At 53.9% G+C, this 24,535-nt stretch carries 17 protein-coding genes; 8 read left to right on the top strand and 9 right to left on the bottom strand.

Annotation, left to right across the window (positions count from 1 at the left end; genetic code table 11):
* Positions 1–284: 284 nt before the first annotated feature.
* Positions 285–6,479 carry an AAA family ATPase gene (locus tag NHAL_RS19535; RefSeq protein WP_013028141.1) on the top strand — a complete coding sequence of 2,065 codons (6,195 nt, stop codon included), beginning with the start codon at positions 285–287 and terminating at the stop codon, positions 6,477–6,479.
* 248 nt (positions 6,480–6,727) lie between these two features.
* Here NHAL_RS19535 and NHAL_RS19530 read toward each other — a convergent pair whose 3' ends face one another.
* Together NHAL_RS19530 and dsr1 are read right to left on the bottom strand one after the other, a co-directional pair.
* The gene (locus tag NHAL_RS19530) at positions 6,728–7,234 is read right to left on the bottom strand and encodes a hypothetical protein (protein ID WP_013028140.1); all 507 of its coding nucleotides are present in this window, start codon (positions 7,232–7,234) and stop codon (positions 6,728–6,730) included.
* Positions 7,235–7,305: 71 nt separating this feature from the next.
* A complete protein-coding gene (gene dsr1 / locus NHAL_RS19525) occupies positions 7,306–11,112 on the bottom strand; it encodes an anti-phage defense-associated sirtuin Dsr1 (protein WP_013028139.1) in 3,807 nt (1,268 codons plus the stop codon).
* A gap of 508 nt (positions 11,113–11,620) precedes the next feature.
* On the opposite strand from dsr1, the gene NHAL_RS22315 reads away from it, so the two are divergent.
* A complete protein-coding gene (locus NHAL_RS22315; protein WP_013028138.1) occupies positions 11,621–11,749 on the top strand; it encodes a hypothetical protein in 129 nt (42 codons plus the stop codon).
* Between the two features lie 87 nt (positions 11,750–11,836).
* Here NHAL_RS22315 and NHAL_RS20790 read toward each other — a convergent pair whose 3' ends face one another.
* A complete protein-coding gene (locus NHAL_RS20790) occupies positions 11,837–11,965 on the bottom strand; it encodes a reverse transcriptase N-terminal domain-containing protein (RefSeq protein WP_013028137.1) in 129 nt (42 codons plus the stop codon).
* Between the two features lie 586 nt (positions 11,966–12,551).
* On the opposite strand from NHAL_RS20790, the gene NHAL_RS19520 reads away from it, so the two are divergent.
* From NHAL_RS19520 to NHAL_RS21360, 6 genes are all read left to right on the top strand, one after another.
* Positions 12,552–13,403 carry a hypothetical protein gene (locus tag NHAL_RS19520; protein ID WP_013028136.1) on the top strand — a complete coding sequence of 284 codons (852 nt, stop codon included), beginning with the start codon at positions 12,552–12,554 and terminating at the stop codon, positions 13,401–13,403.
* A gap of 131 nt (positions 13,404–13,534) precedes the next feature.
* Positions 13,535–13,771, top strand: a complete 237-nt coding sequence (locus tag NHAL_RS19515) for a YpsA SLOG family protein (RefSeq protein WP_013028135.1) — start codon at positions 13,535–13,537, stop codon at positions 13,769–13,771.
* A 149-nt stretch (positions 13,772–13,920) separates the two neighbouring features.
* Entirely contained in the window at positions 13,921–15,495 is a 1,575-nt protein-coding gene (locus NHAL_RS19510; protein WP_013028134.1) for a hypothetical protein, read from the top strand.
* A gap of 169 nt (positions 15,496–15,664) precedes the next feature.
* Positions 15,665–18,481 carry a helicase-related protein gene (locus NHAL_RS19505; protein WP_013028133.1) on the top strand — a complete coding sequence of 939 codons (2,817 nt, stop codon included), beginning with the start codon at positions 15,665–15,667 and terminating at the stop codon, positions 18,479–18,481.
* Between the two features lie 228 nt (positions 18,482–18,709).
* Positions 18,710–19,711 carry a M20/M25/M40 family metallo-hydrolase gene (locus NHAL_RS19500; protein ID WP_013028132.1) on the top strand — a complete coding sequence of 334 codons (1,002 nt, stop codon included), beginning with the start codon at positions 18,710–18,712 and terminating at the stop codon, positions 19,709–19,711.
* Positions 19,708–19,860 (top strand): hypothetical protein, encoded by a 153-nt coding sequence (locus tag NHAL_RS21360; RefSeq protein ID WP_157862682.1) that lies wholly within the window; start codon positions 19,708–19,710, stop codon positions 19,858–19,860. The genes NHAL_RS19500 and NHAL_RS21360 overlap by 4 nt, the downstream gene beginning before the upstream one ends.
* On the opposite strand, the gene NHAL_RS22310 is transcribed toward NHAL_RS21360, so the two are convergent.
* The 6 genes from NHAL_RS22310 to NHAL_RS19475 all read right to left on the bottom strand — a co-directional run bounded on the left by NHAL_RS22310 (position 19,844) and on the right by NHAL_RS19475 (position 24,328).
* Positions 19,844–19,975, bottom strand: a complete 132-nt coding sequence (locus NHAL_RS22310; RefSeq protein WP_275261130.1) for a hypothetical protein — start codon at positions 19,973–19,975, stop codon at positions 19,844–19,846. The genes NHAL_RS21360 and NHAL_RS22310 overlap by 17 nt on opposite strands.
* A gap of 120 nt (positions 19,976–20,095) precedes the next feature.
* The gene (locus NHAL_RS19495) at positions 20,096–20,686 is read right to left on the bottom strand and encodes a hypothetical protein (RefSeq protein ID WP_013028131.1); all 591 of its coding nucleotides are present in this window, start codon (positions 20,684–20,686) and stop codon (positions 20,096–20,098) included.
* Positions 20,687–21,027: 341 nt separating this feature from the next.
* Positions 21,028–22,092 carry an HNH endonuclease gene (locus NHAL_RS20010; protein ID WP_013028130.1) on the bottom strand — a complete coding sequence of 355 codons (1,065 nt, stop codon included), beginning with the start codon at positions 22,090–22,092 and terminating at the stop codon, positions 21,028–21,030.
* Positions 22,093–22,117: 25 nt separating this feature from the next.
* Positions 22,118–22,780 carry an AbiU2 domain-containing protein gene (locus NHAL_RS19485; protein WP_013028129.1) on the bottom strand — a complete coding sequence of 221 codons (663 nt, stop codon included), beginning with the start codon at positions 22,778–22,780 and terminating at the stop codon, positions 22,118–22,120.
* A gap of 90 nt (positions 22,781–22,870) precedes the next feature.
* Positions 22,871–23,656 (bottom strand): TIR domain-containing protein, encoded by a 786-nt coding sequence (locus NHAL_RS20005; RefSeq protein WP_013028128.1) that lies wholly within the window; start codon positions 23,654–23,656, stop codon positions 22,871–22,873.
* A gap of 99 nt (positions 23,657–23,755) precedes the next feature.
* On the bottom strand, positions 23,756–24,328 hold the full coding sequence (locus tag NHAL_RS19475; protein ID WP_013028127.1) for a hypothetical protein: 573 nt from the start codon (positions 24,326–24,328) through the stop codon (positions 23,756–23,758).
* Between the last annotated feature and the right edge of the window lie 207 nt (positions 24,329–24,535).

Raw genomic sequence — 24,535 nt, 5'->3', positions numbered from 1 at the left:
GGGGCGGGTTGTTGCCTGGTATTTACGTTCACCTATCATTACCACCTTTGAGGAGAACACGTGTAAGCGAGTTTCACCCCTTGCCGATAAAGAGAGGCTATTTGGATTGAACGCCAGATGGTGGCGCTACACAAATAATTCTGAGTATATAGAACCTGCTCTAACTGCACGATTTTGGAAATGGTGATGAGCGCTTATAGTCAACATGAGCATTGGTTTTCCATGGATAATCTGATGGAGTGTTATTGGTTGCTCGAATCTGAACCTTGTCAGTGCACGAAATAATGGCAAGTAGAAAACGTCCAGCTGATGGTGAACGCGCCGCAATGGTGGGCTACAAAGCTCAGTACACAATCGCAGCTGACCTCATCTATTGCGCACTGCTCGAAGGCACCTTGGAGTGGTTCCGTGTAGCCGATCCCGAGGCAGGACAAGTCGATGATATTCAGATTTCCTCGGAAGGTCGCCTGGATGCCTTCCAAGTGAAATGGGCAGAAAATACGGAGAATATCAGCTTTACAGATTTAACTAAGGAAGATCAAACTCGCTCTGGTGAGCAGCGTCCTAGCCTTGTTCGGCAACTCGCCGATGGGTGGGATAGATTATCCAGGGCGTACCCCGATCGGCAGGTCCACGTCCACCTGATAAGCCGTCATATCCCGTCGACCCGGGCAAGAATCCCCCATGGTGAGCCTGCGCCCGATCAGCCTCATTTTCAGGGATTTCTGAGGGACTGTTGGAGCAACAGGACATGGGTCGTTCACGGATTGGGTAACGCGCCGGCCTGCTGGCGGCCTGTACTAGATGCGCTCCAAAAAGCATCACAGCTCGACCAACCCCGGTTCCTGGAGTTCCTACGTGCGTGTGAATTCAGATTCAACTATCGCTTGCCAGAGGTTGATACACTTGGGGGGCGTGACAGTAGGCAACGAGTAGAAGATATAGATCGACTCACCATACTGTTTCTTGATATGGCTGGCGGTGAACGGCGCACCGTTCAGCTGGATCGCGATGAAATTTTAAAGCGATTGGGGTGGGAGACAAGGTTCAAGGCACGTTTTTCCCACGAATTCCCTATTGATGATCTCTATCAACCCATCAAAGCAACCGTTGCCGATCTGGATGAAAGCTTGCATCAACTCAATCGTGGTTACCTGGCCCTGATCGGTACCCCCGGCTCTGGTAAGTCAACCACGCTGACTCATACCCTCCGCTACAAAAAGGGTTATCGGCTCGTTCGTTATTATGCTTTCGTCCCTGACAGCCCCTTTCAGGGCAGAGGTGAGGCCTCGCACTTCTTGCATGATGTATGTCTGGCGTTACAACGCCAGGGCTTTCATGGAGAACAACCTCGAAGCCAGCCCACAACCCGGGAGGGCTATCAGGAACTACTCTCCGAACAACTGACGCAGATCCACCGAAAGTGGGCCGAGGATGGCATCCTCACCCTGATCTTGGTGGACGGGCTCGACCATATTGAACGGGAGCAAACACCCGAGCGGAGTTTGCTCGCAGATTTGCCTCACCCGGACTCGATTCCTAAGGGGGTCCTATTCATTCTTGGCACGCAGACGCTCGAGCTGAAAGGCTTGTCTCCCGCCATCAAGGTGCACCTTCGCGAGCAAGGACGTACCCTGGCCATCAAGCCGCTGGACCGAGAGGCCGTGTTTGCAATGCTGGATGATGCAAACTTTCCTATCCACCTAACGGCTGCTCAAAAGGAAGAGGTTTTCCGTCTTTCCGACGGCCACCCGTTAGCTTTGATCTACTTGGTTCAGCGTCTGTGTTTAGCCGTCGGTGAGGAGCAGCTGCAAGGCCTCCTCGCCGAAACCGACCCATACCGCGGCCACATTGAGCAAAGTTACGAACTCTACTGGCAGAAGCTCGAAAGTAATAGAGCGCTCGTCGAACTGTTCGCGCTGATCGCCCGCATGCGGGTTCCGCCGAACCCAAAGGCGTTGGTCGATTGGGTGGAAGAAGCCACCGTAGCTGAATTCCTGAAACAGGCCCAACACTATTTCCGCAAGGAGACCGACACGCGGTGGCACTTCTTCCACAACAGCTTCAGGCAGTTCATCCTAGACAAGACAAGCCGCGACTTATTCGGCGACTATGACGATAAGCGGCATCGCGACTATCACCGGAAGCTTGCTGACTACGCTGCAGCCAGCGGTACAGATTTGTCATGGACCTGGGAAGAGATCTACCATTGTGCCTATGCCGACGACTGGGACGCGGTGCTCAAACTGGGCCAGCAGGACCGTTTCCGGCAGCAATTTTTCACCTTGCGTCCCCTGGAGGCTATCCGAGAGGACATAACCCTGGTACTTAGAGCCGCTCGTGCCCGACAAGATGCCCTTGTGATCATTCGCTGTCTGCTGATCGAGCACGAACTAGGCGAGCGTCAATTCACCTTGGATCAGATCGACCTACCGGGTCTACTGCTGGCTGTGAAGGGCGTGGAGGCTGCACGGGACTATGCCCTCGACGGCCGTCATCTGAGGATCTCAGCGATCGAAGCTCTGCATCTGTGTGCGCACCTGATGGATGCCAGGGCGCGGGAGACGGCAAGAATGATATTCAATGCTGCCGAACCCTTGGAGCTGCTTTCGGGTGCAAACCGTATATCAGCCACAGACACAGAAGGATCTGATTTGGACCGGCTGGAGGCTTGGGCTAGGGTTGCTCACCACTTCCGACCTTTAGACCAGATTTTCACGGCTATCTCGCAGCTGCGGGTAGATATAAATAAGGATCACGCTTGGGAAGCGGTTGATTCTGAGCGAGAAGTCGAACCAGTGCATGATTTGGCATTGAATGCCTTGATCGACGAGGTATTCGAAAGTGGGGATAGTACTCAGCTGGATGCGCTGGTGTCCCACTTGCAATCACGGGAGGACGCTGAAAAATGGTTAATATACCTAGATTTTCAAACCTGCCTTCGCCGTTCTCCCGAGGATAGTACCGGGCAGGCTCTTGATCGACTTCTGGAATGGGCACAGACCGCTGAGTTGGATAAAGACGACCGGTTGCTGATCGCCGAGTTTCTGCTTCGTATCAGGAATGATCGGGAAGAGGCGGCTCGCTGGATTGAGGGGATAGGGCAGCCGCCCCTCTATCAATGGGGCAAATTCAGACACCACCGGAAAAATCTTAGCCCATTCTCATGGCGGATCCGGCTGAACCGACTGCTGGCCGCCCTTGGTAGAGCTATGGAACCCACGGTGGCGGTACCAAGCAGTGAAGAACCGCAACATCAGGGAACCGTGCTGTTTGAGCGGCATCTGGTCATTATCGCCAATCTATGGGGGCGGGCCTGGGCCGGTGACGTGTGGACTCCCAGTGCTGTGGTAAGCGAGCTTCGCTCAGCGTTGAGACTATTCCGGCGCGATTTCCTAGAGGCCCGGGATTGGTACGGATGGTATGAGCTCGAAAGTGCTGCACAGGACTTTTTCCGCTTCGCCATCCAGGCAGCGGCTACCCACGGAATGGCGGCCGTGCAGGCCTTGAGCAAGGCATTTGAAGAACGCTGGGCCAAGGACAAGGGATTTTGGAGTGTCGATTGGCGCCAAGAGATCTCAATAGCCCTTTATGAGGCGGATGATTTGCGGGAGCGTCTAGTCAACAGGCTGGCATGTATCGAAACAGAGATCGGGGCAGACAACGATATACAAAGCCGTATTAACAACTATCAGCGGCTTACGCGAGCTTGGATCAAGCTTGGCGAGACCGAACGGGCCCAAAAGCTCTTGCCGAAAATACTGCAGGACACGTTTGGCATCTACCACGACAAGGATACCCAATTTTCGCGCTGGATGGAGTGGTTGCAACGGATCAATTCCACCTTCCCAGGGACGACAGTAGAAGATGTTCGGCAATTCGCGGCAGTGTTAGTAAGTCTCGAACAATCCAACCGGGGGCGAGACATACAGGATGCCGCGATAGACCTGGTAAAACTGGTTGCCACTTGGAAGCCGGCCTATAGCCTCCCACTTGTGGAATGGCTATTCGACCGACATGCTCTTCACTATACCTCGGCGGTGAATGGCCTGCTATTAGCTGCCCTCCAGGACGACGATCCACCGATCGAGGCTATCTTCGCCGTTGCTCGCCACCTGCTTATCCCCTTCGCAGCGGGAGTCCTGCCGGAATTGGCAGAGACTCTGGCCGCCCGCTGCCATGAAGTACGAAGTGCCCAGCAAGCCGAAAACTTACTTGCGGATCTGGCGCGCACCATCGAAATCAGGGCGTTTCCTTCTATCCGTCTGGATTGGTGGAAGAACTTGCTCATAGGACTCCGCAAGGTTGGTGGGGAAGAATCTGAGTTCAGCAAACGCTTGCCGACAACTCCGACAAAAAGGGATGGCGCAGGCCAGCCGGCGCTTACTTTAAAGACCGGTGAGATACTCACCACGGAGGATGCTCAGCTCCGTGTCAGATCGTACCGAGAGCTCCTTTCTCTAATCGATACTGTCGAATCCACCGAGCATTTTCGTTGGGATAGCCTGGTACGTCCTTTGGCCAAGGGGCTCACACGGGAGCAGATATATCAACTCCGTGAGAGCCTTTCTTTCTTCCAGCCAGGCTATAGGGTTGAGGCGCTTTTTGCAGAGCGCCTCTACGCCCTGGGCTTTACGGAAGAGGCACTGCAAATAGTGGAGCCGCTGGTGAATGAGACACGGCCTCAAGGCTGGGATCGTTGGTTTGATGGAGGCAGCCGGCAGGTTATTTTGAGAGCGTTGGTAACTATTAACCCGGAGGTTTGGCGCCAAAGGGCAATCGAATGCTTGGTGGACGATTATCTAGCTGACTATCGATACCCTTCCAATTTGCTGGCTAATCTGGAAGATTTGAGCGAAATCCTGTTTGAGGTACCGCCACTGAAGGCTCTTTGGGAAGAAATCCGGGAGCATGTGTATCAGCTCAGCGACTTCGCTGATCCAAAAGAGCTTCCGCCTGATCTTGATTTGACTCCAGATCCAACCACTTCTTATGAGATGCTGGCCTATTTTAGTTTTCGGGCGGCTGACATCCCAATCCCAGAGATTAGGGAGATGGCCCATCGGACTCTATGCCGGATGGTGCTCGATCGGCTTGGCGACAACCCTTTGCAGTTGGAGCTGGCGAATTTCCTGGGCGACAAAGGCATTCGGCCTATTCAAGCCCTTGCCGTATTGGAGTCAGTCTATCCCGAGCGTCCCGATTTTATTGGAAGTTTTGCCGATCAGCTGAGTGTGCTGTGTGCGTCCCCTGATTTTGTAGTCCGCAGAATGGCGCTAGGACTTGTGCGGCCACTGGCGATAGAGCCGGAGCAGGTATCAGATGATCGCAGGCGACTCCCCTCAATTTTCAAGCTGGAATTACCCTCACTCCAGAACACTGAAGAGGCAGTTCCAACCCATGTCTTGAAGCCCGGTGAGGTTTTTCCTGACACTCATGATCCATTGGAGATGGTTCAGCCGTTTAAGTCGGATCTGACGCTCCTCTATAAATTAACTGGCTTACCTCTTCCGAATTTATTGGCGCGCACAACTGCACTTAAGCGGGCTTTGGCACCAGAGAAGGAATGGAACAAGGCAGCCGAGGAGAAACTTCGTATATGGCTGCGCGCCATGAAATTAGAGATCACTTACCATCGCCCCCGGCCTCAGGTGGCGCTGTTGGCTATCTCATATTTGGTGGCTGAATTGCTTGATGCCGGCAGACTGGATAGTCGCAGCCAAAACTTCTTGGAGGGATGGTTCCGACGCCACGATTCAGCCCTGTCGTTACGTGAGCCTATCGCCAGACTAGAATGCATTCATATGCCCTCTCCACGGATCATGGGGCCGTATCCAGATACTGCCTGGGTCGAAAAGGGAGCCGAGGCAATAGAGGTATTCGTTCCCATTCTTGCAAATGGATTTGTAGTGTTGGGAGAATTAACTTGTATCCGCAGCCTGGATTGGAAGACCCCCACCGAGTACCGCTTTTCCATGGTTTGCCATCCCGATTGGCCGACTCCGGGACAGATTGATAGCGCGGACCAATTTTTCCCTTGGTGTAGCGATTGGAACGTGTGTGATTACCCAAAGCTATCTGGAGCTGATGAGCCATCAACCGTGATCTATGGGAGACCGTACCAAGTAGATTGGGGTGGCGGTAACTGGCTGGCCCTGAATCCTTCTCTCGCGCTTGCATTGGGATGGCAATTGGCCTCTGAGGGCTTGTTCCGCTGGATCGATAGCAATGGTGAGTTGATGGCTGAAAGCCTCTGGTGGATGGACGGCCCAATCGATAGAAGTCCACCCCGGATAGATGAAGTTTGCGGCGAAGGCTGGTTAGTGATCGCTACCAATCGGGCTGTTGATATTATCAGCAGGGCTGTCGGTCAAGCTAAGTGGGTCGGCGCGGTCTTAAGGCAATACAGAGGCGATGACGGGCAGTTAGTGCATCGCTTCGCTACTTCACGTGAGAGTTGGCCTCTAGCTCGTAGATGAGCTGAATTTTCTGAATCCGAAATATCCAAGATCGTACAGACTCCGTCGAGCAAAAAAAGTGGCTTCTGCTTTACAGCCCTGGAAAATGTCTGGGCTATTAGGGGTAAACCGACTTTCCGACCCCCCTTCGTAACTTACGGAAAATACTAAATTAAAATTCGTGCCAGTTTAAAGCCAGGATTCAAAAAGGCCGAAAAATGAGTAACTTAAAAATAGGGGGTCGGAAAGTCGGGTTTTTTTTCATGAGTTCAAATTTTCCACCCCTCTGGGTCAAGCCGGATCGCCTCTGGCCTGAACATAAATCGCGGAGCGTCGGGATCTTCGGGAACCATGAAGAGGCGACGGCCACATGTATGGACGATACTAGATGTTCCGCTCTCATCAAAGGCCAGAGGGACTACCGTTGTTTCCCCGCATCTCAGACAGCGCGGCCCCGACTGCCTAAGTTGTGCGAGCTGGAGCCTTCCCCGAAGACGCTTAATTTCAACATCTTCCGCCTTTCCACCACCAAAAAGGCGGCCAATGAAACCAACCTGTTGTTGCCTGAGCGAGTCAATTTCGGCTTGAATTGAATCGGTGTCAAATGCTTCCTCTGCTTCAGTAACATTTTCGCATGAGGAGCACCAAGAAAATACACGATATCCTTGAACCACGGCCCCACCGGGAAGCACGTACTCAAGCGTGATCGGACGTCGCTGCATAACGCCCTCGAAATCGCACCCGTGGCAGCGCACGTAACCGCTAGGCATTGACATAAGCGTCTCCTATGTCTCCAACATGAAATAGACTGACTAACCTGATGTGGCAAGGGTTTCCGAACTCACGATCAAATGCCACGTCGCCGGGAGTACTCTGTCAACCGCTGATAGCGGTGATTTTGCTCCAAAGCGGGCGCAGCCTTCGCAATAGCGTTCAAGCATTGTCCCAATTTTCGAGGCGCCCGGGGTTGATTGTCGATGATGGCATCTAAGAGGCATAGCGCATCCTCCGGAAATCGTCCAGGCAAACCTGATTCGTGCAACAGGCGCACGACGAAGTGAGGATGCTCAATCGGCTGTACCCAGTCCAGAACAGCAGCCAATGCTGCGGGGAATTGGCCACGGGCGGCAATGCTGAGCTGGGCGAGGCTTCCCGCGATGCTCTTCGAGGCCAGTTGGCGGGATTTGGGCCAGATGGCTTGCCAAAACGGCTGAATGCGATTGACCCAGTAGTCCTCTCTTTGCTCGCCAGCCCCTTCCAGCGCCTGGACGAGTGCCTGCGCAGCTTTGTGCAAACCCTCCTGCGGCAATGCGCCAAGGGCGGTCTGGAATTCTTCCGCGGTATAAGTGTCTACCGGGTCCAGCGCCGCATAGGTCAGAAATGCGGCGAATTGCTGGGCATGCTCACCCAACTCCGAGTAGTGGCGGACGGTGTCGAGGAATTGTGTTTTGAACGCGATCAGCAGCGGCCGATACAGGCGCGGGGACCACAGGAAACCTTTCCAGGCCGCGCGTGCCTCAGCGGCGTCAATCGTCCAGTCGAACAGTGGCAGCAAATGGGCCTCCGTCCAAGACCGGTCCACGCGGAATAAGGCGATGAGGCGCGATGCCAGCAGCACGCGACCGTGGCGGAACTGTGCCACGCCGATGTCACACAGTTGGGTGAAGATGGGTTCCAGGTCGGCCGGTAGCTTATCGTTGTCATTGGGCTTTCGTTTAAACCATAGGTTCAGCAAAGCCTGTGTGACGTGGCCAACTGGGTGATTAATGGCTCGGGTGACGGATTGATCGGTATCCATCCCATCCTGATGCGGCAATGCAAGGATGCGTCGGCACAGGCCCAGGAAGATGTCTTCATGGCGGTCCAAGGATTTTGAGACAGCCTTCAGCCACCAGGTAAGGCTGTGCGCGATATCCCTCAGCATTTCGTCCGGCATGGTTTGGACCAGCGGTGCGATAAATCTCCATGAGCGCAATACCCGTTCTTCCTCGCTCCAGGCCTGCAAGGCTTCGCGCCAGCGTCCGGAAGGCCATTGCCTTTCCCGGGCGAGGTCGCATAGCGCATAGGCGCAATGGAAGAACCGCGCGCGGCAGGTCTCGCGCCAGGTATCCTCGTAGAAGAGATGCTTAGAAGGCGGTGGCTTTTTCAACCAGTGGACCAGCTCACCTCGCTTGCGCGGCGCGAGGTCGACCTCAATGTTGTCCTCGAAGTCGGGGTCGCCGGTACCACTCGTCCAGCGGGAGAACTCATCGCACTCGTTGTTCGCAAGGCGCCATTCCGGGTGTGCCGCCGATAACGCGCCCAGCCGTTCAGTGGCGGCCAAACCAAGGTTCCCACCAGATGACTTCAGTTTCGCGAGATGCAGCCAGACCGAGCGATCCACCCAGTTTTGCCAGCGTTCGGGCTCGATATCATCCTGGTACATCGCTCGCGGCGGACCAGCCAGGATGGCGGTTTCCAGTTGGCCTCGCGCTTGTGGTGTGAGGTGAAGGCCTTGTTTCACTAAGAGGCGCAGGGTTTCGCGCATCGTGTCGAAAGACCACAACCACCACGCATCGTCAGCTAAAAGCCAATCCACCCATTGAGCCGGCGCGATGCAGTCGTCGTGGCGGGCCGCGAACAGCGCCAGGCGTTTGAAGGTGGGATACGGCGCGGCAAACCATGTCTGCGCCACCTGAGTGGCGCGGGCGGGATCACTTTCCCGAACGGCCAGCCAGGCATCACGCACCAGCTCAATCAATGCTACCCAATCGCAAAAGCCCCGGTTTTGCCAGTGCGGGCTGATGGAAGGCAAATCCCAATACGAGCGGTCACCGCGATCGTCGGCTTCGCCCAGCTCACGCAGCAGGTCCAGCGCATCGCGCAACAGTTGTTGAAAATCCTCAAGCAGTGCCGGTAAGGCGTTACGCCAGCACTCGGCATCCGCTAGATCATTGAGCGAAGAATGCACATGGTCGGCGGCCAGCACCAATTCCCAATCGACGAGCTGCTTCAAGCGCTCGGGGGCTTCGGTCTCAGTGTCGTCCTCGCGCCAGCAGAATGGCTTTTCCAACGCGACCTTGGGGGCTAGTAGCTCGCGCAACTCGAAACGCAGCGTGGCGGTCAGGCCATCGCGTTTGAGCCGGTCCTTCCAACGATAGAGATCCAGGCCACGCCAGGGCGATTTCACCCGGTTTGTTAACAGCAGACGCCACATGGGCCGCAGCAGCGGCCGGGGGATGGCGTCCAGAGACTGGGCCCGAATGCGCGCCAATTCGTCCGTATTGCCTTCGCGTTCCAGGCGGGCGAACGTGTCCAGTTTGTCTTCTATGAGCCGTACCAGCTGATCGTGCAATAGGCCGCCGTGCTGGGCCAGCCACAGGATTAGGTCTGGATTGTCGAGGTGCTGCACCAGCCAGCGGGCGAGATGGCGCATCCTGTCGTCCCATTGGCTGTCCATTGGGCCGCCCGACACCAGCATCATCCACGGTGTCCGGGTGTGGGGTGCAGGGCGACAGACCAGGCTGAAGCAGAGTTTGTCGTCCACCTCGGCATGCGGTGGCACGCCGAAACGCGCCAGGTCGCCGTGCCGGTAGCATTTCTCCGAAAACGGCTCCAGCCAGTCCAGTGGCGGCACGGGGTCAAAGTCGGCAAATCGTTTAGCGGGCAGCCCCGATTCGTGGGACAGCGCCCAAAGCATGCGGCCAACGAAGTCATCCTGCCGGGTGCTTGCAGATGGATGCGCCATGGCGTAGTCCACCACGATTCGCTCCTTGCCAAGAATGCCATCGCGGTAGGTTTCGGCCCAAGCCTTCAAGGTGCGATGCAGGGCCGAATGGTCGCGAGTGCCGGCGGGCACCTCGTAAAGGATTGGTACAACGCCCTTGGCTTCCCACTCGATGATCTTGCCGCTTTCTTGTCCGGGTGCACAGTCGCCCAGGGCGTAAGCTTGGGGCGTGGTCTCTCCCAGCCTCCGGTCGGCGGCCAACGCGTCCATCATGTAGCGCAGCACGGGGTCGTTGATACTGTAGCCCACGAAGCAGACCACGTAGTTGCGGAACAGCTCGCTGATAAAGCGCGCTGCCCAACGGTCGGTCAGGTAGGCCAGGCCAAAGTCGCCGCTGGTGAGCACCAGCTGATTCAAGGCGCTTGCATCCGAGCGCTCCGGCAGCAGACCGTGCAGATATACCAACCCATTCCAGCGGCTGTTTTTCGGAATGGGCAGCATCGGCGCCGCGTAAGTGTTGATCGACTGCTTATTGCGCTTGGCCACCCGCTCGAAGATGCGGTCGAAGTTGGTGGTCACCAAGCGCAGCGCCCCGTCGCGGCTGCGCGCTAGTTGCAACAGGGCAGCGTGGGTGTCGGTGGCGCCTTTGCGGCGCAGCTTTGGCTGTAGCGCCTCGGCCAAGGCCTTGCGGACTGCCAGCCGCTGCCCAGGCAAGCGCCGCTCCAGAAGGTCCAGCGTAGCGTCAAACTGCTTGCGTTTGTAGGCTTCCTCTTCAATGGCATTGGGCATGGTACCGACGAGGTGGTAGATCGCGTCTACTAGACCTTTGAAACCTGGCAGCCCGGCCGGGTAGGAAATGCCCGCGCCGCAGAAGAATACCACGAGGCCTTCCTCGTGTGCCTGCAACAGCGCCTCGGGAATATCGGGGCCGTTAGCTACGAGTTGCATCTTCTAATCTCTGACTCAGAGATATGGGTAGGCGTGTGAACTTGATTATTACCTCCGACACACATAAAAAATTGCTCATACGCACAGGACTTCGAATAGATCTAACGCTTGAGGTAATCGGCCGTCGTAGCCCGAAGGGCGGAGGGAACCGACAAACGCAGCTTACAGGCGGTCCGGTTGACCGCTTGTTATGTGTCACTTGTAGAACATACCTCCAGCAAGTGGCAACAGTGGCAGCCATCAACCTGGAGCGGCTTGTGGCGTGGTTGACGGATCTGCCTCGAGCGACCACGCGAACCTCGCGCTTTGCCGCATTGGCACCATGAGCAGCGCATTCGCCAACAGTATCCGAGGGTTTATTTTACTCAATGCCCCTCCCCACTTTTTTTCTTGTTTTTCGCTGCGGGAAGAGGCAAGTTAATCAGTAAAAAATCTACGCCACGATACAATCCAGAACATATATATCTTTTTCTAAATGGTATTATCCCAATCAACAAAAGAGTCTTTCATGCTAACCTGGCTGGACTACTACGTCGCTGGCGCGCTGGATAGGTTTCAGGGTACTCCCCTCACCAAGAGCTTGCGCACCGATCGGGAGGCCATCCAATGGATGTGTCTGTCCAACCTGGCAAGTTAAATGACCGCCGGGTAGCAGGGTCACATTGCTGTGACCCCGCCCCCTAGGAACCGTACACGACAATTACTTGTCATACGGCTCGCGCCTCTACTGCTTTGTCGCCGCAGCACGATAGATACGGCCCTGAAGCCGGCGCACGTTCGCTTCCACGGTGGACCAATTAATATCGGCCCAGCGTGTCAGCTCCCGCCCGTTGGTCTGTTCAATGACTAGCATTGTCTAACGTCTCCAACCGTTCACGTCACTTCAGTGCTTCGCTATCGTCGAGACCCGCCGGAAGTCAGCACCCTTTCAGGTCAGGCCAAAGCTTGAAGCCCTATCCGTCCCCATTACAGGGTCGGCGTTCGCTTCCTCCGGCATCCTTTACCCCCTCCGCCATCTCCCTCCCTTGCGGTCAGGCTACCGCCTATCGGCGGGGCAAATGGGGCTTACCCAGTTGATAGGACTAAAGATGCGAATGGAGTAGAGTGGAACCTGTGACCCGACGGGCGTGGTGAGCATCGCCAGGGTCGCAGGTCTACCCTGGGCCTACCCGCTTGCCTTTTGGCACTGCCTGGCAGCCTCTTTGGCAGTTTCGGCTTCACGAGCCTTTACGTAGGTTCTTCACTTGCGTTCACCCTCTCTATCCTCCCCTAGTTCTCGACCGGATGAGGCTTCCAGTGGTCGAATCATTGTCCCCGAAGCTTCGCACCTTGGATGACTCCGCAGCACGTCCGGGTAGGGGCACCTGGATGCTACAGGGCCTGACCATATCTCTGTACAGCCAGTACTTTCGGTCCTATCCTTGAGAGCTGGGATTTGTGTGCTACCACCCAGCTCGCTGGTCGCAACCCGGCAAAGCCGGGGGTTTACCTTATTTAATTACGCCCAGCCCTCTTCCGGCCTCCCGCTGAAGGCAGGCGAGCAGAGGGCCGTGACCACCACTTTTTTTGCCGCGCTGCTGCCGTTTTGCCTGGATGGTTCCATTCCCCAGGATCTCGGGCTCCAGGCCGGCGCGACGGATTCCCTCCCAGCCGCTATGTTCAGCCCGCGGGGGTTGAAGGTGCCTGCGAGCCTGGCCGAGGATCTGGCCCAGGCCAGTCCCCCTACCCAAGCCACCGAGCATTGGCCGTTGCTGCGAGAGCATACGTGGTATCTCGACCTGCCTCACCGCGCGCTCCTGCTTGATGAGTCCCACCAGATCCGGGCGGTGTTTACCCAGCCCACCCCGCTCCAGGAAGGCGCCGTGGCCGCTGTTGCGGTGATCACCGCGCCCGGAAGCGACCGGATGCTGGGGCGCTATGCCTGGATGCTGACCTCCGAGGAATTGCCCTATGGGCAGGCGGATATACCGCTCGATCGGGCGGAAGTGCGATGCGCCGTCTCTGATTTCATCCAGCTCGTGCTGCTCTATCGGGCTACTTTAGAACAAGAACCCGTGGAGTTTTGCCCCGGTTCGATCCGAGCACGCTCCGCCAACGCAAGAAAGCCAAGGCGCGCCACAAGACTCATAGTTTGTTCCGGATCGCCGAGCTCCGGTCGCCAGCCGATCATTTTGGCCGTCCCCGTCAAGGCGGCGGGGGTTGGCGGCTTGACTACCGCGTGCGGGTGCGCGGCCATTTTAAGCTGGTGCCCTATGGAGAACGGCGCAGTAAGCGGCGGTTGCGGTGGATAGAAAGCTATGTCCGAGGGCCGGAGGGGACCCCGGAAAAGACGCCGCTGGAGGTTCTGAAAGAAGCGAAATACTGAGGTCGTTGGGCGATGTGAACGACGAGATGTGAAATCGGGTAGTGTAAGGGAGCGAGCATGGCGCTAGAGAAGATCATTTCCGGGGGCCAAACCGGGGTAGACCGCGGGGTGCTGAATGTCGCTCTTTCCCATGGTTTTCCTTGCGGCGGATGGTACCTACCGGGCCGGAGGGCTGAGGACGGCGTTATTCTTCCTGAATACCCGGTTACCGAGCTGACCGAAGGCGGCTATAGGCAGCGCATGATCCAGCCGCTCGTTGAGAAAAATACCACCACAGCAAACAGTTATGGATAAACTCTATTTTGTACCTTACTGAGGCCGATAACTTAGAAATTAAGAAAGTTCAAGGTAATACGCACTTCGGGAATGGACTTTCTAGCGTTGATTGCAAAGCCTGTTCAGAGATGATAATTAGAACAGCAGTGAAAACAATAACATAAGTAATGAGAAGGACAGAGGAACGCATCATTGCTCAAGCTCGATGCTTACTTAGTAGAGGACTGCAACAGGCAGCTGCTGATTTGCTAACTGAAGCATTGGAAGAGCAAAAATCTCCCATTCTTGTGCTGGAACTCGCACGCGTGCGCCTAGCCCAACACCAGCAGGATGAAGCCCTAGAGCTAATAAAGCAGGCAGCCTTGCTCAAGGAAACTCTGGATGCAGATGCTCTTGCCCAAGATGCTGCTCAAATAGGCAGCTTGGATAGCAGCGATTATGACTATATCGAACGGCAAGCCAAGGAAGTCGAACAGCATCGGTTTTATTTTACCCTTGACGATGAAATACCTGTTGTGGAGTCAAACCCCACAACAGAATCTGCAATTCCTGAACTCAAACTAGCGCCCAGAGCAGATAAGCACCCTGGCACTGAATTAAAAAGCTTAGCTCCCTCTGCCAACGACTCACAGCTGATGATACAAACTTTGCCAGACGAAGTTACCGGAGTCAGGGAAAATCATTGGACAAAGGAGCAACAAAAGCCCTTAGTGTTAACGCAACAGATAGATTCTAGTTTTACTGGCCCTATTGATCTTCCTAAATTGCCTGGTGCTTTCACACCATTTTCTATTGAGAGGACGACTGAGCCCACTCAGGATTTGATTCAGACCCCCGTTGAACTTCCACTTTCAAGGGCCACTTCAGCTACCGCTGAGGATTCGTTGAGTTCTATTCATGAACGGGATGAATTAGAAGCGCATGAGGATGACGTTTTCCTAGATATTGATTCGTCTGAATCCGAGTTGGAAATGCTAGAGGAGTGGCTTGAGGAAGACGACCTCCTTAAGGAAATCGGTAATCCTAATAAAGAAGACCTGCTCGACCCATGGGATCTGTACGAAGAAGGCCCGGACTTTGAGTTTGATGAGCTCCCGACGCGCGAGGATATTTGCAACGAAGTGATCGCAAATGGGCGCCTGACAAGGCGACAGCGTGCCGAGCAGGTAGCTATAGAGCTGGGGCTACGTTATGGCTGGGAAGCCGAGGGCATTGATCTTCTAACCGATGTTTTCGAGCGGCATTGGTGGAGCCAATGCCGAGTATCCATGGAGCGGGAACTCATTGCAGGAATGAGACCCGAGGAGCTTAGGCTTGCCATTGATCTGCGGGATTTTTGGCGGGAGCGGCCAGAATTTTGGACTGAACTACCTTCACTTAAACGATCACCTAAAGCATTTGCTAAAGCAAGTAACCGGTATCACACGCTTAGCTGGCCGTTGGCTCTCGCGCTAACGCGCAGTTTCGGCAGTTATCCTGCCCCAGAAGAAATAGAACAGTTCCTTGATGGCTTATTTGACGAGTGGTATTTAGATTCACGCCGATGTATTAGAATTCGTAGTTTTAACCAGTACTTGGCTTATCGCTTGGGTCGCATGCGAGACTGTCTTGCGGACTGGCCAGAGTGGCGCTTTGATGCGACCGATGATCCCCGTTGGACTGAGGATGAACACTTTGAGCCTGGCTTTACCGTCCCGAGCTTGGGGCTGCTATACCATAAAAGGCCGTCATCAATCCAATAGATATTCCAAAGAATAGCAATATCATAAGAGGCAGTTTAACTCAGTATCATCCAAGCGTTTAGCCCACTTGCCATCTCCTAGGATTTCAGCTCGTTATTCCCAGAGTAATAGGCAGCCTGATTGAGGCCCATAACAACGTATAAACGGGAACAAAACAGGTTAAGCAACGATGCAGCATCACATTTTTTTACCAGTGCCAGGTGCCTGGGTTCGCGATCGTCAAAAATCCAAGGCGCGTAGAGGTTGGGTGAAGTTCGTTAACATGGAGCAAAAGCAAATCTTAGTCAGTTGGTTTAAGGAAACGCTGACTTCCTGGCATCATCCTCAGGAGCTTGGCAGCGGTTTCAGCATCGGCATGGACGTTCAGGATGTGCCCCGATCAAATATCCGGCCCTCTCTTGGCGAAGGGATCGTACTGGAGAATCGCACTCTCGGCGGCCGCGACCAAGTGCTAGTGGAGTTTCCCGCGAGTGGTAAGCGGTTATGGCTGCCTTATGAAAACCTGCGCCCAGTAAAGGGAGTAAAACATCGCTTCCTGGTTCCAAAACCTACCGACCCCAATGAAGCTGAGCGGTTACGGTTGAAGAATCTTGCTTATGCCTTGGAACTATGGAACGAGAATACGGGCGCCCTATCACAGCTGGAAATTGATCCCTTACCGCACCAGATCCACCTTGTTCACCATATCTTAGCCTCAGGTAACCTGAACTGGTTAATTGCCGACGATGTGGGTCTCGGGAAAACCATTGAATTGGGCATGTTGTTATCCGCTTTACGTAGCCGCGGTATGCTCCGGCGTGTGTTGATTGTTACTCCGGCAGGCTTAACTCAACAGTGGCAGGAGGAAATGCGCGACAAGTTTGGTTTCGATGAATTCCAGATCTACGGCCGTGATTTCGAAGGTTACGATGCTCGCCAGTGGAAGCTGAACGATTTTGTAATCGGCTCGATTGATCGCCTGAAGCTTGATTACCATAAAGAAAACCTCCTTAATGCAGACCGGTGGGATCTGATCGTGTTCGATGAGGCGCATCGCTTAAGCCGACGTCAGTACGGGAGGTCATTCAAGGCGGCCGACCGGTTTCGCCTTGCCGCTGAATTGCGTCCTCGCACCGATGCAATGATCTTATTATCAGCGACTCCTCACCAAGGCATGCAGGATAAGTTTCAAGCATTGTTGGAACTAGTGCGGCCAGAATGGAAGCGTGCAATCAACCGGCTTGCATTAAATCCCGATCTCGTTCGGGAAATGGTATTTCGAAATTATAAGGCGGATGTTACCGATGCAGAAGGAAATTTTATTTTCAAGGGCAAGACGACTAGGACAATTTCGGTTGATATCAGCCCGGCGGTACAGGCATTCGATAAGGCGCTGCAGGCATATCTGCAACGAGGTTACAATGCGGGGCGGGAGCAGGGCGGCAGGATGGGGCGGGCCATCCATTTCGTGATGACAATTTATCGCAAGCTTGCTGCCTCTAGTGTTGCGGCCATCTATCGTGCACTAGAACGTCGTCTTGAGCGGTTGCACGGAGAGTTTGATGGGTTTAGAGCGCGCAGCTATGAGGAAGAAGAACCGGATATTCGCTACTTTGGTGAATGGGAGGAGATGTTCGAAGCTTCCGACAAGGAATTCTTTGCTGGTGAAATGGATGCATTGCGGGAACTGATCCGCCAGGCCGCATCTCTGCTTCATGATGATCGTAAACTGCAAGCATTCCAGTCTGGATTGCTTGAACAGGTGCTCACCAAAAATCCCGACGAGAAGGTGCTCATCTTTACTGAATATCGAGCTACTCAGGATTATCTGCGTGAAACCCTCGTTGCCCGATTCGGTGCTGATAAAGTGGAGATAATTTGTGGGGGCCAGAGCCAGGATGAGCGTCGTGCAGCAATTGCTCGTTTTGAGGATAAAGGGCAGTTTCTCGTTTCCACTGAGGCTGGTGGTGAAGGAATTAATCTCCAGCGTTACTGCCATGTGGTTTTCAATTTTGATTTACCTTGGAATCCCATGCGCTTGGTCCAGCGGATTGGTCGCCTGTACCGGTATGGCCAGGATAAGCGGGTGATCGTGTTCAATGTGCATGCCCCGGATACCCTCGATGCCCAGATCATGGACACCCTCTATCTGCGGCTCGATCAAGTTGTGCGCGATATGGCAGTACTCGGCTCAGAGTTCAATGAAAATCTCGCCGATGACATTCTGGGTGAGATGGCAGATTTACTCGAGATCGAACAAATTCTGGAAGAAGCTGCTTCAGCAGGGGTGTCCCGCACTCGGAAGCGCATTGAAGAGGCGATGCAGCGTGCCCGTGAGGCTGTGGAAAAGCAGCGAGATCTGTTCGCTCATGTTAGTCGCTACGATCCAAATGAGAGTCGGGAGGAGTTGCATATTGCCCATGATCATCTCCGTGCCTTTATCGAAGGCATGTTCGTTCAAGAAGGTATTGAGATCATTGAACGCACCCATAAGAACGCGATCTGGGAAATTCGTTTACCAGAAGAATTAGCAAACCAGTTCAGTAGTGCCCGCACCCGCTGGCGGGTGACGCTGGAACGCGCAGAGATTACTCGTCGCCCTGGGGTGCATATGCTCAACCTTAATTCAAGGCTTATGCACCACTTACTCGATCGAGCGAAATCTTATGAATTTGGTGGTCTGGCAACACCCATCACCGATCTCAATGGGGAAGCCCTGTGTACCGCTATCCTACGCTGGCAGAACGATCAGGGGCGGCGCATGCGTCAGGAGTTTGCTGCGCTGTTAGTACACGCCGATGGCCGAGTGGACACCAATCCAATGGCTGTTTCGGACTGGCTACGCCGTCCCGCCACCGCAACTACTTTGCTGCCGAATCGGGAGACTGTTGAACCTCTCTACAAGATGGCTGAGATTGCCACTGACCGCCGCCTGGGAAAGGTTGCCAACCGCGATCTTCATCCTGAAAACCGTCAATGGTTGACCAGTGCATGGATTAAAGGATAGTTGAAAAGCCCTGGATTTTTCCTGTTTGGCTTTTCGTTTTTTTCTAAAAAGAGTGAGTCGATGCCAAAAAATACAAAACGGGACCTAGGATTTTTCATAAATTGCTGATGGGTAAAAGGATGGGGACCCGCTTGTATCCCCTAAACTTCGCACCCATTTTGGGGGGTTGTTTCCCACCGAATCCCGCAATTTTTCCTCCGAAAAATCATATTCACCGAGGAGGTTGATATGTCACCAGGAAAGGGCCTCGTTGTGGTGGCCGTGATCCTCGCCCTGGCCGGACTACTCGGGGGCATCTACAGGGTCGTGTTCCACATGCCGGGCCAATCTTACCGCGGCCTGCCGCCGCCGCTGGCGAGCGAAGAGAAGGCGTTGCGTGACCGCCTCCGGAAGCATGTCAGGGTTCTGTCCCACCAGATTGGCGAGCGGCACTACGGGGAGCCCCATAACAAACTGAACGCGGCGGTCTACATCGAACAGACGTTCCGGAACACGGGCTACGAACCGGTCAGGCACGCCGTTCAGACCCGTGAGAGACTATTCGACAATATCGAGGTAACGCTGCGGGGAGACCGCCTGCAGGACGAATCACTGGTCATCGGCGCCCACTACGACACGGTCCGCGGCAGCCCCGGCGCGGACGACAACGCCTCCGGGGTCGCTGTCCTGCTGGAGCTGGCGCGGCTGCTGCATGACACGAAGCCCGAGCGGACCCTTCGCCTAGTCGCCTTCGCCAACGAAGAGGCCCCCTTCTTCGGCACCCAAGCCATGGGCAGCCTGAATTACGCCCGACAGGCCCGCGCGGACGGCGAGAACATCGTGGGCATGATCTCCCTGGAGATGCTGGGCTACTACACCGGGGAACGCGACAGCCAGCACTACCCGTCGCTCCTCGGCTACCTCTACCCGGACACGGGGAATTTCGTGGCATTCGTGGGCAATACGGCTTCCCGGCAACTGGTGCGGGACGCCATTGAGGCCTTTCGCGAACACGCCACGGTCCCCTCGGAAGGTCTGGCCGCGCCGGAACGGTTGGAAGCCATCCGGCGCTCGGACCACTGGGCCTTCTGGGAGATGGGCTACCCGGCCCTGATGCTCACGGACACGGCCAATTTCCGCAACCCCCACTACCACGGCCCGAGCGACACATACCCAACACTGGACTATGAGACCATGATGCGGCTGACCGCCGCTCTGGCACAAGCCGTGGCAGACATGGCCCGGCAGTGAAGCGACCCGAGTATGGCATTGATGGGATTACCGGGGGTACCAGTCAATTTGCGCTAGCAGGCGATATCCGAGTAGAGGATGCCTTCGAAAAAAAACGCCCTATCCCCGAGCCAACCACGGTCGCTCTGGTCATTACTCCGCTTCGATAGGGAAGGCTTCCGGGTTAGAGACAGGTTCGATGCGGATTTCCACGTGCCGGTTAAGACGGTTCAGCACCGTGGCCAGTCGCCTGAATTGATGGTCATCCAACTCAGTATGGTACAAAGCCCATTGGGCTAGGAGAAAGATAACCGAAAAGTGGCGTGATTATTTGCCTTGTAAAGCACACTGCGGCTGCCGGATACGCCGGACTGAAGCCTTAACCCCGATCTAGTTTCACCACCTTTAATCAAACACAAAGTGCGTACGCTCCGATTCTGCGTAGACACCATAGTCCTCCTCTCGATCCCAGATGCGCAGCCGTACAAAGAAAGCGAGCTTACGCCCAAGGCGTTCCGTTGCCTCGGCAGCACCTCCGCACGCAGTCTCAACTGGCTCGCGAATTTCCTTGGGCAGGAGGTCAATGTCGACCCGTGAGCCATTTAGACACTTGGCGAACTCCGCAGATGGTATGCGGTTTGTTTTGAGGCCCGCACTGTGGATCGGACCCATCGCAGCAACGCGGGCGAGGGACTTCGCCCATTTCTCGAGCATCGAAGTGCCGTTTTTAGTTTTGGAGAGAAGCCAGTTCCAATCCAGGCCGTAGCGGTCGGAGTCGACTGTAAACTTGACCTGCACGAACTCGTAGGCCCCATCCTTGCGTGCAGCCACGATGTCGTCGAGCGCGCGGTAATTCGTATCATCTGCCTCGATCTGCACCCACGCGTAGAGTTCAGGATCTCGGTAATGGCGAATAAGCACCTCGATGCCAGCCAGGTCTTGATACTCGTAACCGGCCCTTGTTATCGCGGTGGATTTAATCTGAACTTTCGCCATCACAGGACTTTGCCGAACTTATGACCTACTGCTGGTTCTGTGAATACCCGACGCCCAACGCTAAGTTAAGCGGCCACTGCACAGCCGAAAAAAAACGTAGGCGGCGATTCAGCACGAAGGTATTTACGTAACTCCGCGCTACCATGGTCAGCTTCAACGTTTTGTGTACGCCGGACATGGGCATGAACTGATGGGGCGGAAGTCTCCTTGTAAGGGCCATGGGCATGGTATGCCTGGCATCGTCGTGTGTTCCCTTCGCATGAACCGCCTAGTGCGGACCCGCATGCCGGGTGGTAGGGGATCTGGGGGTCAGATGCTCTCGGTTACCCAATGAGATGCCATTACCGCATCCTTTCGGGGCGAACATACTCGCCCTTCGCGTCTTTAAACTCCTGTAATACAAGCCCGTAACTGTTCACGAGTCGGCGAAGCGCGTAGAGCAAGATTCCTTCTCGGTCGAAGTCTCTCGCGATGACTTCCGAAACTCGTAGAGTGGGCACCCTGACTGGGTGCCCAAAGAGCCCCCCGCGCCATTTCGTTTCCCCCGAGTACATGGTGGAGTGAGCAGTAGTCACCAGCATACAGCTAAAGGTCATGTCATTAAACGGGAGTAAGCCGTGCCACGCCTGCTCAAGCCATGTAAGGCCAAGATCGGCGATCTCCGCAATGTCAGTGTATCGGAGCACGGAATTAGCACCGCCGAGGTTGGCTTTACGCTCTTGAGCGCATCTAGTGATTTGGTCGACGCCCCCACCCAATTCGCAGAAGTACTCTAGATGCCCCGCTCGAAACACCTGAATTGAATGTCCGAAGGCGCTTACAGGCTCAAGAAATTCTTCATTCGATATGCCGTGTTCCGTAGGGCGAGTGCGATACCGATTAACAGCCTCACCGCCTTGTCCGTTCCTAGGTACTCGGGCCGATTCCAAGGTAGCGACAACCTTCTCATCGAGGGGGTCCAAGACTTCACCGGCGACTCTGAGTGGGGTCAGACTGAGGACCATTGCAAGTTGACCCCGACTCGCTTCCGCCCAAGCCTGCTCTCTTTGCGCAAGGAACTCCGAGTTGTCGATAGGGGGAATCGAGATTCCTCCAGATTCAAGCTGCGTTGACACCCACGCTTCGTGATTTTGCTTCGTCATTCGGAGCCGGGTCGTTGGCCATGAATCGGGAGCCTTGTCAACTTCCACGTGATGAGTCGGACACAATAGGATCAGATTATCGTATCGATCTCGCTCCTCAAGGGGCAGACTCTCCCCTCCTCGGGGGCCGTCGGGTGAGCGGGCGACGATATGTGCCATCTCTCCGAGCGTTTCTCGAGTCCCATCAGGAGTAAGCTCCAGCTTGCAGATTGCACAGCGATTTCCGGAGCGCCCCCAGAGAATCTTGATGTCACGGTCTCGCATGCGTCTCTACGGATCTGAAAGCATCTTATGATGCGTCGGCTGCATTTTTTTGTTGTGTTGCATTTTTCTCAATACTTTCCATAACGTACTGGTAGTCATCCTTCTGAAAAATCGATAGTAGAGCGAAAGACGTACTGTTATGGTGTGCCATATACTTATTAATAATATTTTCTGCCCTGGATATTAGCTTTTCATAATCATCGTAGGTTAATGGGTAAGATTTCCAATATGACTCACCTCTGGATACCAGCTTCATTGATATATGTGCTACTTCATTATTTCTGTGCCTTTTGAACAGTGTATCCACCAGTTCATCAGATGACGAAACTAATTCCAAGTCTTGGTCGATCTCATTGGGTACCAATGGTTTCCGGTTGAATTTATCAATCTCACTGGGCTCGAAAAACTCATCTTTTAAATGATGCGCTTTGAACTCCTCAAGCCAGCTCTTGATCGTAAGATTTCCTCTAGAAGTTTGATCATAGACTCTACAAAGAGATGCCCTTGTTGATTCTAAATGTGCGTTTAAGGTTAACGACCAAAAATTAGGAGATCTGTTTACTCCCGCTCTGTATCTCAGAATCGAACTTCGTATAGATTTATATAAATCTAAATGCATGGCCGCAGACCTGATTTCTTCAACCAACCGTTCAGTTAGATTATCAAAATTTAGCATCGAACTTTCCATGCAACACAACGCCTCACATCACCGGCAGCGAAAAGCAGAGCGAGGAACGAGCGACGCTTTTTTCTGTCCGAGCTTAAGGGATTATTGGGTCTAGGTTTCATCCAGAACCCCTGCTGACACTAAGTCTCGCTTGATCTCTGAGACCTTCTCGGAGATATTTTTTGCGAACCTCTTTTGGATGATTCCGCCGAAGTCCGAAAAAAGTGAGGTTCCCTCCTTTAGAAGTAGCATCGCACCAGAACGGCCGAGCCTGCCGCAAAACCAGCCAAGCTCATAAATAACATTCGGTCGCGCTTGGAGGTATTTGTCATTTCCTGATGTTACCTCATCATCCGGCGTAAAAACCGCTATAGCGTAGCTGCACGTTTGCGCATAGTGTTCAAATTTTTCAATGACGGTCTTACATCCTGCATCCGGCTGCTCAAGCAGTATGATAGGGTTAAGCCGAAACTCTGTCCTAAGGATGTCCTTTAGTTCTCGCCATTTTGCTTCATCGCGGCCATGAATTACAAAAACGTTTTCTCGATGGCGAAGGGCCTCTTCGATATTTTTTCGTTTCAGTAACTGTGGGTTGCGCGTGAAGCGTGTGAGTGATGCACGGATTACGGAAAGTATGTTCTCGACACTCTTGTACGAAGGCGAACTGACAAAATTGGACACGCCTTCGTTAAATTCCCCAGCAATTTGCGATGAATAGCTGTTTCGGCCTAGGGCGTCATTGAACAGGTCGAATAGTTCGTGAACATATTGCCGGAAAAGAGGATCATCCGCCCGGTCAATATGAATGCCATTATGACTTCGCTTAAACCGAGAAAGTATTCCAGCGAGTTCGCTTTCGTACCTCTTGAGTTCTGCTATGATCGTGTCCGCATCCATAATGCCGATTCCTTAGGTCCAACGACGAAAATAACCGGACACAAAAGAAGCGAAGCGGAATTTGTGGTCCGGGTTAATTTTCCTTGTTTAGCTGAATATTCATATAAAATGAACATTGTTCATAACGTGTTTCGTCACTTTTGTTCTAGCATGTATAAGCAACACCACTTCTTTTGAATTAGATCCAGATTCCAATAGACGATCTGTCTTAACTTGAACTGATGTTATTAGGCGATCATCCTCGAGCAAGCAGAATATGGGATTTTCGTCTGCTTCTTGAACTTTACCTGTTGGAAGCTGGTTTTCTTGAGCAGGAACACATAAGGCATCGAAAAGTGTTTTTAGTCTATTATCAATATCTCCAGATTGAATTATGATATTTCCTGGCTGTTCAGGTCTTAGGAGAGTGATTATCAACTCTGTTGCCAAAAATATTTTTGAACTCACTAATGGAGCAAATGTAAAGTTACCTACTTTTTCCAACAAGCACAGTTTTTTCTCATCAGACCTTGCCGGTTTCTTGGAGCAAGATACCCAGTCCTTATAAGCATTTAATGGTTCTAGTTCCCATAAGTATTTTAGCTGCGGATGTAGCGCTCGCCTAATCCGATGTTTCTCATTTGGAGAACCATTAGACTTCAGCTCGCCTCTATAAAATAAGGTAAATTCCATATCTTTTCTTACGGCTAACGGGTCGAAGTTGAGCGGCACCCCCGCGTGGAGAGGACGCTCAGGATGAGCGCAGCGCTAACACGGGGCAAAGCCGCGTAGCGGTACGCGGTCGGGTGGAGCGCCGAGTTAGATTGGCGATGTGTCACGAAGCCCTCTCGATACCAGCTAACTGGAACATAAAGCCAAGCGCTATTAGCAATAGACCTG

Source organism: Nitrosococcus halophilus Nc 4 (assembly GCF_000024725.1).
Lineage (GTDB): Bacteria > Pseudomonadota > Gammaproteobacteria > Nitrosococcales > Nitrosococcaceae > Nitrosococcus > Nitrosococcus halophilus.
The sequence above is the reverse complement of the archived record's forward strand: the minus strand, read 5'-3'. Positions and strand labels throughout refer to the sequence as shown.

Bases quoted from the DNA above. Each gene is read 5' to 3' on its own strand.
- NHAL_RS19535 (WP_013028141.1), top strand. From the start codon at position 285: ATGGCAAGTAGAAAACGTCCAGCTGATGGTGAACGCGCCGCAATGGTG.
- NHAL_RS19530 (WP_013028140.1), bottom strand. From the start codon at position 7,234: ATGTCAATGCCTAGCGGTTACGTGCGCTGCCACGGGTGCGATTTCGAG.
- dsr1 (WP_013028139.1), bottom strand. From the start codon at position 11,112: ATGCAACTCGTAGCTAACGGCCCCGATATTCCCGAGGCGCTGTTGCAG.
- NHAL_RS22315 (WP_013028138.1), top strand. From the start codon at position 11,621: ATGCTAACCTGGCTGGACTACTACGTCGCTGGCGCGCTGGATAGGTTT.
- NHAL_RS20790 (WP_013028137.1), bottom strand. From the start codon at position 11,965: ATGCTAGTCATTGAACAGACCAACGGGCGGGAGCTGACACGCTGGGCC.
- NHAL_RS19515 (WP_013028135.1), top strand. From the start codon at position 13,535: ATGGCGCTAGAGAAGATCATTTCCGGGGGCCAAACCGGGGTAGACCGC.
- NHAL_RS19510 (WP_013028134.1), top strand. From the start codon at position 13,921: ATGAGAAGGACAGAGGAACGCATCATTGCTCAAGCTCGATGCTTACTT.
- NHAL_RS19505 (WP_013028133.1), top strand. From the start codon at position 15,665: ATGCAGCATCACATTTTTTTACCAGTGCCAGGTGCCTGGGTTCGCGAT.
- NHAL_RS19500 (WP_013028132.1), top strand. From the start codon at position 18,710: ATGTCACCAGGAAAGGGCCTCGTTGTGGTGGCCGTGATCCTCGCCCTG.
- NHAL_RS19495 (WP_013028131.1), bottom strand. From the start codon at position 20,686: ATGGCGAAAGTTCAGATTAAATCCACCGCGATAACAAGGGCCGGTTAC.
- NHAL_RS20010 (WP_013028130.1), bottom strand. From the start codon at position 22,092: ATGCGAGACCGTGACATCAAGATTCTCTGGGGGCGCTCCGGAAATCGC.
- NHAL_RS19485 (WP_013028129.1), bottom strand. From the start codon at position 22,780: ATGGAAAGTTCGATGCTAAATTTTGATAATCTAACTGAACGGTTGGTT.
- NHAL_RS20005 (WP_013028128.1), bottom strand. From the start codon at position 23,656: ATGGATGCGGACACGATCATAGCAGAACTCAAGAGGTACGAAAGCGAA.
- NHAL_RS19475 (WP_013028127.1), bottom strand. From the start codon at position 24,328: ATGGAATTTACCTTATTTTATAGAGGCGAGCTGAAGTCTAATGGTTCT.